General features: G+C 66.3%; 14 protein-coding genes. 3 read left to right on the top strand and 11 right to left on the bottom strand.

Features of this window, described 5'->3' with window-relative positions; translation table 11 throughout:
- Window positions 1-165 precede the first annotated feature (165 nt).
- On the top strand, window positions 166-444 hold the full coding sequence (locus K3F48_RS18710; protein WP_222576951.1) for a hypothetical protein: 279 nt from the start codon (window positions 166-168) through the stop codon (window positions 442-444).
- 49 nt (window positions 445-493) lie between these two features.
- On the opposite strand, the gene K3F48_RS18715 is transcribed toward K3F48_RS18710, so the two are convergent.
- Window positions 494-3,193: a histidine kinase dimerization/phospho-acceptor domain-containing protein gene (locus tag K3F48_RS18715; RefSeq protein ID WP_222576952.1), complete on the bottom strand. Its 2,700-nt coding sequence runs from the start codon at window positions 3,191-3,193 to the stop codon at window positions 494-496.
- Between the two features lie 297 nt (window positions 3,194-3,490).
- Between K3F48_RS18715 and K3F48_RS18720 the strand changes: the two genes are divergently transcribed.
- Window positions 3,491-3,850: a phasin gene (locus K3F48_RS18720; RefSeq protein ID WP_222576953.1), complete on the top strand. Its 360-nt coding sequence runs from the start codon at window positions 3,491-3,493 to the stop codon at window positions 3,848-3,850.
- 101 nt (window positions 3,851-3,951) lie between these two features.
- Entirely contained in the window at window positions 3,952-4,536 is a 585-nt protein-coding gene (locus K3F48_RS18725; RefSeq protein ID WP_222576954.1) for a phasin family protein, read from the top strand.
- A 67-nt stretch (window positions 4,537-4,603) separates the two neighbouring features.
- Here the strand turns inward: K3F48_RS18725 and K3F48_RS18730 are convergent, their stop codons facing one another.
- The 10 genes from K3F48_RS18730 to K3F48_RS18775 form a co-directional block, all read right to left on the bottom strand.
- Window positions 4,604-5,446, bottom strand: coding sequence for a shikimate dehydrogenase (locus tag K3F48_RS18730; protein WP_222576955.1), 843 nt, complete (start codon window positions 5,444-5,446; stop codon window positions 4,604-4,606).
- A 128-nt stretch (window positions 5,447-5,574) separates the two neighbouring features.
- Window positions 5,575-7,227, bottom strand: a complete 1,653-nt coding sequence (gene ettA / locus K3F48_RS18735; protein ID WP_222576956.1) for an energy-dependent translational throttle protein EttA — start codon at window positions 7,225-7,227, stop codon at window positions 5,575-5,577.
- 156 nt (window positions 7,228-7,383) lie between these two features.
- Entirely contained in the window at window positions 7,384-8,136 is a 753-nt protein-coding gene (locus K3F48_RS18740) for a haloacid dehalogenase type II (protein ID WP_222576957.1), read from the bottom strand.
- A gap of 58 nt (window positions 8,137-8,194) precedes the next feature.
- A complete protein-coding gene (locus K3F48_RS18745) occupies window positions 8,195-8,752 on the bottom strand; it encodes a hypothetical protein (protein ID WP_222576958.1) in 558 nt (185 codons plus the stop codon).
- A gap of 112 nt (window positions 8,753-8,864) precedes the next feature.
- A complete protein-coding gene (locus tag K3F48_RS18750) occupies window positions 8,865-9,233 on the bottom strand; it encodes a hypothetical protein (protein ID WP_222576959.1) in 369 nt (122 codons plus the stop codon).
- Window positions 9,234-9,539: 306 nt separating this feature from the next.
- Window positions 9,540-9,971, bottom strand: a complete 432-nt coding sequence (locus K3F48_RS18755) for a hypothetical protein (RefSeq protein ID WP_222576960.1) — start codon at window positions 9,969-9,971, stop codon at window positions 9,540-9,542.
- A 12-nt stretch (window positions 9,972-9,983) separates the two neighbouring features.
- Complete coding sequence (locus K3F48_RS18760; RefSeq protein WP_222576961.1) at window positions 9,984-10,502, bottom strand: hypothetical protein; 519 nt, start codon at window positions 10,500-10,502, stop codon at window positions 9,984-9,986.
- Window positions 10,503-10,656: 154 nt separating this feature from the next.
- Window positions 10,657-11,958 carry an SCP2 sterol-binding domain-containing protein gene (locus K3F48_RS18765; protein ID WP_255609394.1) on the bottom strand — a complete coding sequence of 434 codons (1,302 nt, stop codon included), beginning with the start codon at window positions 11,956-11,958 and terminating at the stop codon, window positions 10,657-10,659.
- A gap of 28 nt (window positions 11,959-11,986) precedes the next feature.
- Complete coding sequence (locus K3F48_RS18770) at window positions 11,987-12,457, bottom strand: MarR family winged helix-turn-helix transcriptional regulator (protein ID WP_222576963.1); 471 nt, start codon at window positions 12,455-12,457, stop codon at window positions 11,987-11,989.
- 182 nt (window positions 12,458-12,639) lie between these two features.
- Complete coding sequence (locus K3F48_RS18775) at window positions 12,640-14,976, bottom strand: TonB-dependent receptor domain-containing protein (RefSeq protein ID WP_222576964.1); 2,337 nt, start codon at window positions 14,974-14,976, stop codon at window positions 12,640-12,642.
- Window positions 14,977-15,027 lie beyond the last annotated feature (51 nt).

The following is a 15,027-nucleotide window of genomic DNA, read 5'->3' on the forward strand; positions in this document are numbered from 1 at the left end:
TCGCTACGGCGCTATGAAAAGCGCGCGTCGCGAGCGGCTTGCTCCCGAACTGCTACACCACCGGTGGGGACACGACCCCGTGCACACATCGACGCGCTGGAATCCTATCTGCAGACAAAAGACGTTCCGGTTCGCCTTCGAATCGGCTGCAGCCTGATCGACGACGTGACCTTTTTGAGAGGCGCCGCGCATCTGGTCTTCGGCTTCGGCACATTCGGCCGCGGCGTCTGCCTTCTCGCCGGGCCGATACAAACGATGGATGTGTTCGACTCGTCCTATGAAGGCTTTCCGAATGTGCGGGAGCTGACCGTGCTCACGCCACGGCCGGGCGCCTATATCGCGACTGGCGAATGGAGGCGTACCCCTGAGCAGCTTCGACTGATGCTCGACTTTCCGGAGGAGGATCTCGAGCGACGCAGAAGGCCGAACAAGAAGAGCGACTAGATTTTTGTCGGCGAGCCGACGTTCGAAGCCGCGTTCTCCGCGCCGCGCTTCACTCCGCCGCCAGCACCTGCGGCGGCGGGAAGGCGACCTCGACCAGCGTGCCCCCGTTCTTGCGGCTGGTGATCGAGAAGGAGGCGCGATTGGCCTCGATCAGCGCCTTCGTCACCGGCAGGCCGAGCCCGGCGCCGCTCGCCTTGTGCGGGCCCACCTGGCGGAACGGCTCCAGCGCCGTCTCGATCTCGCTCTCGCTCATGCCGATGCCTGTGTCCTTCACGCGGATCACGACGTAACCGGCGTCGGTCAAAGCGCTCGACACGATCACCTGCCCGCCGGCCTCGTTGAACTTGACCGCATTCGACAACAGATTGAGCAAAATCTGCCGCAGCGAGCGACCGTCGGCCAGCACGCGCGGCAGGCGCGTCCACAAGGACAGGCGGATGACGACGCGGCTGCGATTGGCCTGCGGCTGCATGATCGACACGCATTCGGCGATCATGGCGTTGGCGTCGATGCGCTCGACGTCGAGCTCCATCTTGCCGGACTCGATCTTCGACAGGTCGAGCAGATCATTGACGAGGCTGAGCACATGCCCGCCGGACGTGTGAATGTCTTTCAGATATTCCTTGTAGCGCTCGCTGCCGAGGGGACCGAAGCGCTCCTCCATCATCACCTCGGCGAAGCCGATGATGGCGTTGAGCGGCGTGCGCACCTCATGCGAAACCTTCGCGAGGAAATCGGTCTTGGCGGCGTTGGCGCGCTCGGCTTCGCGACGCGCAGCCTCGAGGGCTTCGTCGGCGCCGCGGCGCGGCTCCAGTTCGCGCAGGACGGCGCAGCGCTTTTGGTCCGCGCCGAGCGGAGCCAGCGTCAAATGCACAGACGCCGGCGCCGCGCCTTGGCGCGCGCGGGTCGAGGTTCGCAGCCCATCGGCGCCGGACTCGCTGCGGCGCAGATGATCGGCGACCGCGCCACGATCGGATTCGGCGAACAGCGAGGCGAGCGGCTCGCCGATCAGCGTGTCCGCTTCCTCGCCGAGCAGCCGGCCGAACGCTCTGCTCGCGCTGCGAAGGCGGCCGTCGCGGTCGACGATCGCATAGGCGGCGTCCGTCGCCTCGAGGGTCGCGCGCAGCTCCTCCGCCTCGCGGCGGCGGCGCGCCAGCTCGGTCTGCAGCGCGCCCAGCCGCGCGGCCTCGGCGGCGCCGGCGGAAGGTCGCGCGCTGCGCAGGGTGACGAGCGTCGCTGGGCCGCCGTCCCAATCGATCGCCTGCAGGCGTGCGTCGGCGTCGAGCTGCTCGCCATCGCGGCCGCGCAGCTCGAGCACGCTGGCGCCGCCCTCGTCGGCATCCTGCAGGCGCGGGCCGACGAACAGCCGCGCGGCGCCGCCCTCGGCGGCGAGCGCGGCGAGATCGGCATAGCCGAGATAATCGAGCAGCGTGCGATTGGCGTAGAGCGCCCGCGCGCCGCGCGCCACGAGCACCCCGACCGGCAGCCGGTCCAGCAGACCATGGGCGCGGTCGGCGCCGATTGAACCCAAGTCCTCGGCCGCGGCCGGCGGCTCGCAGCCTGTCGCCTGCTCCACCGCCTCGATCAACTCGCGCGCCGGGCTTTTGCCGGGCTTCGCCCCGGCGGCGAGCGCGCGGGATATCTCCTCGAAGGCGGCGCGCTCGCTCGGCGTCAGCGACTCGCCGGCCGGCGACGCCCCGCCCTCCTCGAAGCGCGAATGAGCGAGCTGCGGGCGCAGCGGCACGATTTTCGCCCCGGCCGAGACGACCGGCGCCGCCTCGGCGATGTCCGAAGGCGCCGGAAGCGGCGCGGGCTCTGCCGCGGACTCGGCCGTCGCCGGCGGCTCCGCACGCAGACGACCGACGTGCAGCACGCCATAGCCCTGAAAGCCGCCGAAGCGGCGGGCGTCATCGAAGATCGGGAGCGCGCCGAGCGTCACCGGCACGCGCGCCACGCCGCCCTGCAGCGGCCAATCGAGCTCGACGCCGCTCCAGGATCGGCGCGAGGCGAGCGCCTCGGCCAGCCGGCCGACCGGATCGAGGCGCAGGCGGCGGGCAGTCTCGACGAAGCTCGAGCCGACGATGTCGCCATTGCCGCGGCCGACCACATCGGCGAGCGTTCCCGTCACGTCGACGACCCATCCCTCGGCGTCGGTGCGCCAGAGAAAGCGCTCGGGCCGCGGCGGCTTTCCGGCCGGCCGAGGAGACCGGTCCGGCGCCGCGTCGACGAGCGTGAGTGGCGCGGGCTCGGGCCGATCGATCGTCATTGCGTCGGGCTCGGACGGAAGCGGACGAGGCTCGGCCCCGAGAGCAGGCTGAGGCGAGGGCGCCGCCGGCGGCGCGGGCTCGGCCTCCGGTCGCGCCCGCACGCCGAGCGCGGCGATCAGAAACAGCCCGCCCGCCTCGTCGGCGCGAGTCTTGCGGCAGAGAATCGTCACGGTCTGGGCGATCGGCCCGAAGGAGAAGCGCAGGCGCTCGAGCCGCGGCGCAGCGCCGTGCAGCGACGACGCCGCGAGCTCGGCGAGGCGGCGCGCGCCCTCCTCCTCGCCGCGGAACAGCCGGTCGCCCAGCTCGACGGAATCGGCGCCGAAAGCGGCGCGGGCCGATTGGTTGAGATAGACGATCTCCGGCGGCGCGCCGGCGGCGGCGACGATCGGCGCTCCGGAATCCTCCAGCGCCGCGAAGGCGGGGTCCTCGCGAATTTGCGCGGCCGCATCGCCAGCGCTGACAAGATCGTTCTGCTCGCTCATTTCGACTGCGCCCCGAACGCGGCCGATCGACGCTCCAACGATCGGTTAAGAGAAATTTAAAGGTTCCACGCGGCTTGGTCTATGCGGCAGAGGCCGTTTCAACAAAGTTCCCGCATTATGGTGAACGGCCGCGACTGCGGACAGAAAGCATGTTGCATTGCAGCATGAGTTGCGCCATAGTCGCGGCGATCCGCCTCGCAAAGGCGGATCGGGCGCGTTGGTGCGGCGTTGCCGGGCCGATGGTCGCGATCGGCCGGGCCAGCCCCTTCGAGCGACGTGACGGGAAGGAAATTCTTCGTGAACGAACCGATCTTCCAGATTCCGAATGAAGTCCGCGACTTCGCCGAAAAAAGCATGGAGCAGGCGCGTAAGGCGTTCGAGGGTTACGCCGGCGCCGCGCAGAAGGCGATCAGCTCTCTGGAGACGACCACTTCCTCGTTTCAAACGGGCGCCACCGATGTGAGCGCCAAGGCGCTCGGCTATGCCGAGGCCAATGTCAACGCGGCCTTCGAGCTCGCCCGCAAGCTGCTGCATGCGAAGGACCCGCAGGAGGTGCTGACCCTTCAGACGGAATATGTGAAGACGCAGGTCGAATCGATTCAGTCGCAGGCCAAGGAGCTCGGCTCGGCGCTGCAGAAGGCGACGACCGGCCGGTGATCTCCCGCCGCGCGCCCCGTGCGCGCGGCTCGCAGCGTCGAGTGGCGGCGTTTTCGAGAGGAGCCGGGCGCGCCAGAGCCCGCAACAAGGAGCCCGCAGCGATGGCAACCCATTTCAAAGGTCCCACGAAACCGCGCGCGCCCAAGGTCGCGCCGATCTCCCTGAAGGACGAGCTCGACGCCGACGAGCCGGTCGAGGCCCCCGCCGACACGCCCTTCGCCGCTCCTGTCGAGATCGAAGCCGCCGCGGCCGCGCCAATCGAGGAGCCGCTGGTTCATGTCCTCGCGCCGAACATCCAGTCCGCGGTCCTCGAGCCTCAGGTCCTGGAGCCTCAGGTCCTGGAGCCAGTGGTCCTCGAGCCCGAAGCGCCGCTGCCCGAGCAGGTCGTCGTCGCCGTGGTGACGGCAAGCCCCGCGCCGCCCGCCGGACCGGCGACGATCGACGCCAGCGCCCTGCCCCTCAAGACGCTCGATCTCTTCAACGAGAACGCGGCCGCCGTGCTGGATTTCGCTTTGGCGCTCGGCGCGGCCAAATCGGTCGGCGATGCGCTCGAGCTGCAGTCCCGCTTCGCCAGCGAGCGTTACTCGAGCCTCGTGCGCCAGGCCGGAGAATTCGCCGAGCTGACGCGCCGGCTGACGTTCCAGAGCGCTCCGTTCAAGCTCAGGGTGTCGACCTTCGTCGCCTGAACCCGGCAAGCCGTGGGACGCATCACTCGCACGCAGGCTGTCGCTTACAGCCTGCCTGCCGCCCCCCTCACAGCGTCGCCTCGATCCTGGCGCGCAGCTCCGGCGTGGCCTCGGGCATGATTCCGAACCAGTCTCGAAACGCCGGCCGCGCCTGATGGATCAGCATGCCGAGTCCATCCACCGCGGCGAGGCCGCGCGCACGCGCCGCGGCGAGCAATGGCGTCTCCAGCGGGGCGTAGACAATGTCGGAGACGAGCGCCGTCGCGGGTAGAGCGTCGAGCCGCAGATCGAGCGGCGGCTGGCCGATCATTCCCTGACTGGTCGTGTTCACGACGAGAGCTGCGTCCGCGAGGGCGGCCTCGCGCTCCTCCCAGCGATGCGCCGCGACCGTCGGTCCGAAGCCTTGCGCGAGAGTCTCGGCGCGCTCGAGCGTCCGGTTGAAGACCCTGATTTCGGTCGCCCCGGCGTCGATCAACCCGGCGACGACGGCGCGCGCGGCGCCGCCCGCGCCGACGACGACCGCCGGGCCGGCGTCCGCGCGCCACATGGGCGCGGCGGCGCGCAGCGCGGCGGTGAAGCCGAAGCCGTCGTAATTGCGGCCGACGAGCGATCCATCCTCCTCGACCACAACGCAATTGACCGCGCCCACCCGTGTCGCGGTCGCGTCGAGCTCGTCGACGATGGCGAGCGCCGCCTCCTTGTGCGGAATGGTGAGGTTGCAGCCCGAGAAATTCAGCGCCGGCAAAGCGCGCAGCGCCGCGCCCAGCCGGGCGGGCTCTATGGCGAGCGGCGCATAGACGCCGGTCAGACCATAGCGGGCGAGCCAGTAATTATGGATCATGGGCGAGCGCGAATGGGAGATCGGCCAACCCATGACGCCGGCGAGCAGAAATCGGTCCTGGCCGTGCATGATCGCTCCTCGATCGCGTTCAGGCGCCCGGACGAGAGCGAGCCTTTAAGGCTCGCGGTCCAGACGCCGCTCTCGGACCGCGAGCCTTAAAGGCTCGCCGCGCCGGCCGAAACGGCCGGCGCGGCCTGTCAGCGCGAGAACTTCTTATACTTCAGCCGGTGCGGGATCACGCTGTCGATGCCGAGACGGCGCTTCTTGTCCTCCTCATAGTCCGCGAAATTGCCCTCGAACCATTCGACATGAGAGTCGCCCTCGAAGGCGAGCATATGCGTCGCGATGCGGTCGAGGAAGAAGCGGTCGTGCGAGATGATGACCGCGCAGCCGGCGTAATCGACCAGCGCTTCCTCGAGCGCGCGCAGCGTGTCGACGTCGAGATCATTGGTCGGCTCGTCGAGCAGCAGCACATTGGCGCCCTGCTTCAGGATCTTGGCAAGATGCACGCGGTTGCGCTCGCCGCCCGAGAGCATGCCGACCTTCTTCTGCTGATCCGTGCCCTTGAAGTTGAAGGCGCCGCAATAGGCGCGCGAATTGATCTCGCGCTTGCCCAGGTAGATGATGTCGTTGCCGCCGGAGATTTCCTCCCACACGGTCTTCTTGTCGTCGAGCGCGTCGCGCGACTGATCGACATAGCCGAGCTGCACGCTCTCGCCCACGACGACCGCGCCGTTATCGGGCTTCTCCTGTCCGGTGATCATGCGGAACAACGTCGTCTTGCCGGCGCCATTGGGGCCGATCACGCCGACGATGCCGCCGGGCGGCAGCTTGAAGGAGAGATCGTCGACGAGCAGGCGGTCGCCGAATGCCTTCGACACATGCTCGACATCGATGACATTGGCGCCGAGGCGCTCGGCCACCGGAATGACGATCTGCGCCGTCGTCGGCGCCTTCTCGTTCTGCTTGGCGACCAATTCCTCATAGCGCTGAATGCGCGCCTTCGACTTGGCCTGACGCGCCTTGGGCGAGGCGGCGATCCACTCGCTCTCCGCCTCGAGGGCGCGCTGGCGGGCCTTGTCCTCGCTGCTCTCCTGGGCGAGGCGCTTCTGCTTCTGCTTCAGCCAAGAGGTGTAATTGCCTTCGTAAGGAATGCCGCGGCCGCGATCGAGCTCGAGGATCCAGCCGGTGACATTATCGAGGAAGTAGCGGTCGTGGGTGACGATCAGGATCGCGCCCGGATAATTGCGCAAATGCCCCTCGAGCCAGTTCACCGTCTCGGCGTCGAGATGGTTGGTCGGCTCGTCGAGCAGCAGCATCTCCGGCTGCTCCAGCAGCAGACGGCAGAGCGCCACGCGGCGCCGCTCGCCGCCGGAGAGCTTGGCGACGTCGGCGTCCTCGCCGGGGCAGCCCAGAGCCTCCATGGCCTGATCGACCTGGCTGTCGAGGTCCCAGAGGCCCTTGGCCTCGATCTCGTCCTGCAGCTTGGTCATCTCGTCCGCCGTCTCGTCGGAATAATTCATCGCGAGATCATTGTAGCGGTCGAGGATCGCCTTCTTCTCGGCGACGCCGAGCATGACATTGCCGCGCACGTCGAGCGCCGGATCGAGCTGCGGCTCCTGCGGCAGATAGCCGACCTTGGCGCCCTCGCCGACAAAGCCCTCGCCGACGAACTCCTTGTCGATGCCGGCCATGATGCGCAGCAGCGTCGATTTACCGGAGCCGTTGACGCCGAGCACGCCGATCTTGGCGTCGGGGTAGAAGGACAAATGGATGTTGTCGAGAACCTTCTTGCCGCCGGGATAGGTCTTCGTCAGACCCTGCATGTGATAGATGAATTGGCGCGCCATGGGTGATCGGTCTCGCTCGCGTGGGAATGCTCGGCGCGTTGTTTACCGCCTTTTGGCGCAAAGTGAAAACCGGCTTTTTTCGTCGGGGCGTCCCGAGCGCCGCGGCGGGCCGCGGATGCGTGCGCCGCGACCGGAGCCGCTCCACGCGGGCTCGCCCTACCCGAGGAAAGCCAGCAAATCCGCCAGATTCGACCCCGTCCCATCCGGCGCGGCGCCGAGACGTTCCGCGGGAAGCCCGAGGCGATTCACCCAGAAGGTCCGATAGCCATAGCTCGCGGCTCCCGCCGCGTCCCAGCCGGCGAAGGCCACGAACAAAATGTCCTCACGCGGCAATGCGAGCGCTTCGACGCCGAGATGATAGGCGCGCGCGTCGGGTTTGTAGGTCCTTGCGGCGTCGACGCTCAGCGCCTGCTCGAAGAAAGGGCCGAGGCCCGACGCCTCGCTGCAGCCCTTCAGCATCGCCGGCGTGAAATTGGAGAGAAAGGCGAGGCGCAGCCCCGACTGCTTCAGCTTCGTCAGCGCCGGAAGCGCGTCCGGCCAGGCCTTCAGCCGGAAATGCGCCCCGAGCAGTCGCGCGCGCGTTTCGGCGCCGAGGTCGAGCTTCAGCGCCTCGGCCGCGAAGTTCAGCGCATCTTCCGTCACGCGCTCGAAATCGGCGTAGCGGTTCGCGACGCTTCTCAGCCAAGCATATTCGAACTGGCGCGTGCGCCAGAGAGTCACGAGCTCGCCGCCCCGGCCCGGGAACTCGGCCTCGCAGAGCGCCGCGATGGAACGGGGATCGAAGACGGGAAAAGCGTCGAACAGGATCGCCTTGGGCGAGGCCCGGCGGCCATCCGCGATCGCCGGACGGCCGAGCTGCGCGGCGCCGGCGAGGCCGGCGCCCAGCGTCAAAATCTGTCGGCGGTCCATCGCCCCTCTCGAAATGCGCGACGTGCGGATGCGCGGCTCTCGGTCGGCCGGGAGACGGTCAGGGCAAGTTGAAGGTGAAGGGCGTCGTCACCGTGCCGTCGGCGATGGGGAAGCTCTTCACCTGCCTCACGCTCTGGCCGTGCCCGGCGTCGTCATAGGCCGTGCATTGAACGGTGATGACGCCGCGTGGATTCGCTTCGCCGGTCGTCGTGATCGTGTGACGCGCGGTGATGGAAGGATCGGTCGAGAAGGCGTCGAATCCTTCGCTCGCGGCATCGACGCGGGCAATCGAATTGTTCGGCGCGCGATAGCTGATCGTCGCCTGGCAATAGATCGATCCCCAATCCGCCGCCGAGGATTTCGCGAATTTGAAAGCGAGGGGAATGACGAATTGGACCTGATAGGTCTTCGGCTGCGCCGTCGGCGAGGCGAGCGGCTGGAATGTCTTCGTCGCGGGATCGTAATAGCCGGGGATCGCTCCGGCCGGCGCGCTCTGCTCCGGCGCCGGCGGCCACACCAACCCCGGCGGCAGCGCTTCCTCGGCGCCTGCCTGCCCCGTGACCGCGGCGAGCGCTGCGCCCATCGTCATCAGAAGAAAAGCTCGCCATCTGCTCATCGGCGTCCCCGCGATTCTGGAGCGTTATCCGATCCGAATGGATCGGATAACGCTCTAGCATTGTTTAGTTTGAGCGATTCTGATCGATCGAACGATTTCGATCGGAAAGCGCTCAGAGCGAGCCGGAGAAAGCGATCGACGTCGTCGCATTGTTCGCCGGCGTCGCGAGCGTTTTCGAGAAGTTCGTGGAAAGCGAACGGCTGACGCCGCTCGGAGCCGAGACATTGGCGCTGAGGCGCATCGACACGGTCATGTTTTCGCCGGTCGCCACGACCTTCCAGAAGTAGGGAAGCTTCAACGAGATCGTGATCTTTCGCGCCGCCACCTTCGCCGAACCCGAGACCGAATGACTATTGGAGAAGGACGCGTCGAACAGATTGGCGCTGGCCGAATAGGAAACAATCGTCCCGTCGGGAAGATCGGCGCTCGCCGCGACGCTCGTCGTGATCGAGAGCGTTCCGCCCGTGCTGACGCTGGCCACGGCGGCTTTCGGCTCGATGACAATCGAGGGAGCCGGCGATTGCGCATACGCCAACGGGCGCGCGACGCCTGTCGAGACGATGGCGCCTAAAGCGATCGCGCCAACCCTGCTCCTGCGCATATCTCATCTCCTCCTGCGCGCCGCGAGAGCGCTTTCCGCGCGATCCGAATCGTCCGAGCGATCGCAATTCGCTCCCGACAAAAAGCGAGCGCCCTGCGTCCGCCGATTTGCAATCTCTCGAGTGCGAGCCTGAAGGCTCGCGGTCCAAGAGGGCGTCCGGACCGCTAGTCTTCGGGCTCGCCAGATCTAGAGTCGAATTGTCGCGGCGAGCGGCGTCGTGGCGCCATTCGCGGGAAGCGGCGTGGAAAACGACCGATTCGCCGAGTTCGACAACGGGGAGGCGAGCGCCGCCGATACACTGACGCTGATCGTCGCCGTCGAAACGAGAGGCTGATCCAACTTCCAGAGATAGGGAACCGTTATCGTCACGACCTGCGAGCCCGAAGTCTTCGCCACCTGACGCTGCGCCGCCTCCGACTGCGAATAGTCGGCTCCGCGAGCGCCGACGGTCGCGCGCACGGTGAACATCGTCGCATTGGGGATATTCGCATCGGAAACGATCGTCACCGTCAGCTTGAAGGTTCCGCTGCGCGTCGTCAGGGCCGCGGTCGCAGGACCGCTGGCCGTCAGCGCGGCCGTCATTGCGAGAGCGGCGCCGAGCGAGCCGAAACGAGACATTTTCCGCGCTCCTCAAAGCCGCTGCGACAGCGTCACCCGCGTCGTCGCGCCATCGGCGGGAAGAGGGATGGTCTGTCGCAAGGAAGCATAGTCGCCATTCGAGGAATAGACGATCGTGTCGAGCGACACTTTGTCGGTCGTGGCCGTCGTCGAGAAAGCATAGGGAATGGACAGCGTCGCCACGCCCGTCGACCCGGAACGCCGGATCTGCGCCGATGCGAGAATGGAGGTCGCGGTCGACGGATCGGCCGAGGCGGCGGGCACTGTCTCGACCGTCACGGAGGCAGTCGCGGTCGCGCCAGCGGGGAAGGAGGCGAGGAAGCCGACATTCACGGTGATGACGAGGGTGCCGCGCCGCACGACCGCCGCCGTCACGGCGAGAGGCGCCGCGTCATGCGTCTTCATCAGAAGCGCCGCTGCTCCGCCCGCGGGCGTGAAGCCGTTGGTCGCAGGGTCGAAGTAGCCGAAGACGGGACCGGCGGCCCCGCCGCTCTCCGCGACGGCGGAAGCGGTCCCCAGCATGAAGCACACGAACGAACGTCTCCCGAGCCGGAGCATGGATGCGCCCTGTCAATGAAAATGTGAATTGCCTAGAGGTTAGCCGTCATCGACAGCTCCGTCAATGGCGCGAGATCGCGTCCCTCGCAGCTCCGACGCAACACGCGAACGAGACGAAGCCGAGCGGTCATCCGAAGCAGCGCCCGAAGGCGGCGAGCAGGCGCGGATCGCCGCGCAGCCTGATCTGCAGACGCATGAGCGACCACAGCAGGCTCGCCTCCTTGCGCAGAAAGCGCAGCCAGACCTCCGAATCGGCGCGGATGCGCAGATCGGCGTTTCCGACGAGGCCGTCCTCGACGCTGAGCCTGCCATTGTCGATCGCCACGGTGAGATCGCGACGCTCCGCGCCGGTGAAAACGAAGTGATAGACGGCGCTGAGCCTCCCCGCGCGCTTTCTCTGAAAGCGCAGCGAGAGCCCGCGCGCGAAGCCCGCGATCGAATTCACGCGCAGGCCGTTGCCGACGCGCTTCACGCGCTTCGCCGGAAAGCGGCGCGCCACATAGTCCTCCGCGTCCGATCCTTGCGTCACATAGATCGTCTCCTCCTTGCGGCGCAACGGATCGACGATCTCCTCGAGAAACTTCTTGCGGTCGTCGCGATAGGCGGAGATCACATCCTCGCCGGCCGGACACACGGCCATGCAGTACGCGGCCTTGTAATTGGGCCCATAAGCGAGGCTCTGCCACATGGAGACGGTCTCGGCGTCGCTCACCTTGCGCCGATAGTCGCGCGCGCTGCCGGCGTCGGCGATGGACTCGACCCAATCGGAGAAGCCGCCCATGAACTCGCGATAATTATGCGTGTAGCAGGCGTCGAATTGGAACGCGCCGTCCGGCGCGATGGCGCCGGTCGGACAGGCGGCGACGCAGAGCTTGCATTCGAGACAAGGATTGAACTCGAGCGGGCGCGCGTAGGAATCCAGCGACACATCGGCGACGACGGTTCCGAGCAGGATGAAATTGCCGAATTTGGGATGAATGACATTGCGATGGATGCCGATGCGTCCGAGGCCGGCGGCGACGGCGACCGGCTTGTGCGCGACGATCCACATGCGCGAGGGCCAACGCGACGCCTCCATCGGAAAGGCCATGGCCGGATAGGCGGCGCGCGCGCCGATGTTTTCCAATGCGCGCGCGAGGCGATGGGCAACCGCATCGGTCTCGTCGCCGACGCGATGAAACTCCACATTGGCGGCCGAGCGCGCCGGGCTGCGCACATTGTCGCGATTCATCCGCATCACGAAGGAGACGAGCGTCCTCGCGAAGGGAAAGGCTTCGAGAATGATCTCGCGCTCGCCGGTGAGCGCCGGATCGTCGAGCGCGACGAAGCCGACGTCGTCGGCGCCGGCGGCCAGCGCCATTTCGCGCAGCCGGCGCGCGGGAAAAGGAGACGGCGTCGATCGGATCGTTTCGAGGACGGCGGATGACATATGCATATACCCCTTTCTGCGCGAGCGTTTACGCTCGGGGAAATTCCTTGTCCCGCACCGCGTCGGCGAGGGCGCGGGATTCGGCGACGAGCTTCGCCAACCGTTCGGCGCCGAAGGCTTTTTCCGCCTTCGCCTGCGCCTCGCGCCAGCGCGGCAGAGCAGCGGCGAGCGTCGACTTGCCGCTCGCGGTGAGCGTGACCTTGCGCGTGCGGCGGTCCTCGCCCGGCTTCACGCGCAAGAGCCCGCGCTTTTCCATCACCGCGAGATTTCGCGCGAGCGCGCTGCGCTCCAGCAGAAAAATCTCGGCGAGCCTGCCGACAGTCGCGCCCTCGGCCAGCGAACAGGCGACGAGCAGCGAATATTGCGTCGGCTCGAGACCGACCTCGGCGAGGCTCTCTGCATAAAGCCGCCCGACGGCGCGCGCGGCGCGGCGAACATTGGCCGCCGCGCAGCTTTGCGCGCAGGCGCGGACTTCGGCGGGGTCGGGAGCTTTCGTCACAAATAGGGGTATATGCTTGCTTTTCGGCGCGGTCAAGACGGAACCAAAAAGCCTGGTAAAATCGCTTCGCTCATCCTTCCCGGCAGCGCGAACCTCGCCCGCCCGACCGCTCGCTCGCGCGGTCCCCTCCCCCCGACTTGCGTTCGGCGAGAGGGAGGAGCGGTCGGACACAGCGCGAGGCGTCAGAATTTCAATTTGACGCCGCCTTGAACAGAGATCGGCGCGCCTGCGTAGATCGAGCCGGTCGCGGTCTGCGCCAACACCACGCCGGGATTCTCCACGCCGGCGTTCAGCGAGTTGGTGACGTTCGTCGCGCCGGCGACCCAGCGCGTATTCAGGACGTTGTTGACCTGAATAAAGGCGGTGAACTCCTTGACGACGCTGTCCGTCACCTCGCGCTTGTAATGGGCGTTGAGATTGAGCAGGCCATAGCTCGGAATCGTCAGCTGATTGCCGTTGTCGAGAAAATACGAGTATTGGTAGATATACTCGACGAACGCGCCGAGCCCTTTGAGATCTCCAGTCGGATGATCATAGGTCAGCCGTGTGGTGAGCTGATGCGCGGGCACGTTCGGCACCTTGTTGCCCGCGCGGTTCAGATAATAAGTGTTGCTGGTATATGGCGCGCCGCCGGCGCTGTTTCTCTGCTCCACGTAATCGGTGAAGATCTGGTTGTTGTAGGTGTAGTTCACGAGCCATTTGAGGCCGTCGCGCAGCTCGTATTCCGCCGCGAGCTCCGCGCCGCGATGGACCGAGCCGGGCGCATTGAACTGATAGGTCAGCTTGCCTGCGCCCGGCCGCTGGGCGAGAATTTCATCGGTCCACCATTCATAGAAGCCGGAGAGAGACACCGTCAGCTTTTCGTGCGGCGTCCAGACGACGCCGGCGTCGACGCCGGTGTTGGTCTGCGGACGCAGGCCGGTGTTGGGTCCGATATTGCCCTGCTGGTCGACGAAAAAGGCGAGATAGTTCGGCGTGCCGAAGCCGCGCGAGGTGCGCGCCCGCAGCTGCCATTCGCTGTTGGGCTGCCAAGTGAGCGAAGCCTCATGCGCCCAATTCACCCACTGCTTGCCGAACACCACGCTGTTGAATCCCGTCACTGCCAGCGGATTGGTCGGATCGCCATAGGTCAAATTGTCAGACTGCGAATTATTGCGGCTCGCTTCCACGTCCATTCCGACGACCGCAGTGAGCGTCGGCGCGAGCGCATATTCCGATCGGACGCGCGCGCCGTAATTGGCGACGAGAATCTCCTGCTTGTTGACGAGCTGCGGCATCAGATTGCCGGGGCCGTCGACCGCCAGAGGCTTCGTATAGGTGGTGAAGCGGCTGCGGTTGAAATAGACCTCGAGATTATTGCGCATGTCGCGCCCGAGGAACTGCCCGCGCTGCGTCACATCCGCTCTAAGATCCATCGCCGGCACATCGCCATAGGTGACGGGCGTGTCGATCGGCTGCCAGAAATCCTTATCATAATAGACGCCGGTGGCGCTGATCGTCGTGCTGGCGTCGATCTCGTGTCGCCAATTCAGGCCGAGAGCGTCGAAGCGATCATTGCGCAACCAGCCGCTCTGCGTCGCCGTGACCGGAAGCGACGCGCCATTTGCGCCATTGAGGTTGAGCGTCGTGCCGCCGCATGACTGGCCGGCGATGGTCTGCCCGGGCGCGATGGCGTAGCAGCCTCTCTGGAACGGATTCGCGTAATATTGATTGAGCGACAGGCGCGCGGGCAGCTCGCCATAGAGCTGGTTGTGGATGAACTTGAATGTCAGCCGGTCCTGCGTCGTCAGATCATAGCTCGCGCGCAGGTTCACCGTCTGCGTGTTGCTGTTGTTGTTGAGCGTGAAGCCTTCCGTGCGCGAATCGCTCGCGAAGCCGTTGAACTCGAAATTGCCGAGCTTCTTGCCGAAGATCATGTAATTATTGACATAGCCGAAGCTGCCGCCTTCGCTGCCGACCTCGACGCCGTCGATCTCCGCTCCGCTGCGCGTGCGGAAATTGATCGCGCCGCCGACTGCGTAATTGCCGAAAAGAGCCGACGAGGGTCCGCGATAGACGTCGAAGCCCGCATAGGCGCGGGGATCGACCCAATCGGTCCGTGAGAAGCCGTCTGGAAGGGTCATCCGGAAGCCGTCATCCATCAGAATGATCTTTTGAATGGCTCCCCCGACGCGCGCGCCCGAGCCGCGAATCGAGATGGTCATGTCCCTTGGACCATTGCCCTGCTTGAATGACACGCCGGGGCTATAGCGCAGCATGTCGCCAACGGAGCTCAGCGGCTGCGCCGAAAAGATCTTCGAGTCGATCTTTGTGACGGTCTGCCCGGTCGGGTCTCGCGCGATGGGCGCTTTCAGCTTCTTCGAGTCGAAGCCCGGCGCCGACGCCTCCTCGCGGGGCGGCTGCTTGTCGTCGTGGCCGATGTCTATCGTCGGCAAAGCCTCCTGCGCCGACGCGTCAGCGCTCATGGCGAGCGAAAGGACGAGCAGCGATGCGCCCGCCCACAGTGAGTTGCGAGACATGATGAAACTCTCTCGAGTTCTCGTTGGGAACAGCCGCTTGCGCGCAGGAAG

It is taken from the genome of Methylosinus sp. Sm6 (assembly GCF_019802345.1).
Classification (GTDB): domain Bacteria; phylum Pseudomonadota; class Alphaproteobacteria; order Rhizobiales; family Beijerinckiaceae; genus Methylosinus.

Excerpts from the sequence above, each read along its gene's own strand:
- K3F48_RS18715 (WP_222576952.1), bottom strand. The coding sequence starts at position 3,193 with ATGAGCGAGCAGAACGATCTTGTCAGCGCTGGCGATGCGGCCGCGCAA.
- K3F48_RS18725 (WP_222576954.1), top strand. The coding sequence starts at position 3,952 with ATGGCAACCCATTTCAAAGGTCCCACGAAACCGCGCGCGCCCAAGGTC.
- K3F48_RS18730 (WP_222576955.1), bottom strand. The coding sequence starts at position 5,446 with ATGCACGGCCAGGACCGATTTCTGCTCGCCGGCGTCATGGGTTGGCCG.
- ettA (WP_222576956.1), bottom strand. The coding sequence starts at position 7,227 with ATGGCGCGCCAATTCATCTATCACATGCAGGGTCTGACGAAGACCTAT.
- K3F48_RS18740 (WP_222576957.1), bottom strand. The coding sequence starts at position 8,136 with ATGGACCGCCGACAGATTTTGACGCTGGGCGCCGGCCTCGCCGGCGCC.
- K3F48_RS18745 (WP_222576958.1), bottom strand. The coding sequence starts at position 8,752 with ATGAGCAGATGGCGAGCTTTTCTTCTGATGACGATGGGCGCAGCGCTC.
- K3F48_RS18755 (WP_222576960.1), bottom strand. The coding sequence starts at position 9,971 with ATGTCTCGTTTCGGCTCGCTCGGCGCCGCTCTCGCAATGACGGCCGCG.
- K3F48_RS18765 (WP_255609394.1), bottom strand. The coding sequence starts at position 11,958 with ATGTCATCCGCCGTCCTCGAAACGATCCGATCGACGCCGTCTCCTTTT.
- K3F48_RS18775 (WP_222576964.1), bottom strand. The coding sequence starts at position 14,976 with ATGTCTCGCAACTCACTGTGGGCGGGCGCATCGCTGCTCGTCCTTTCG.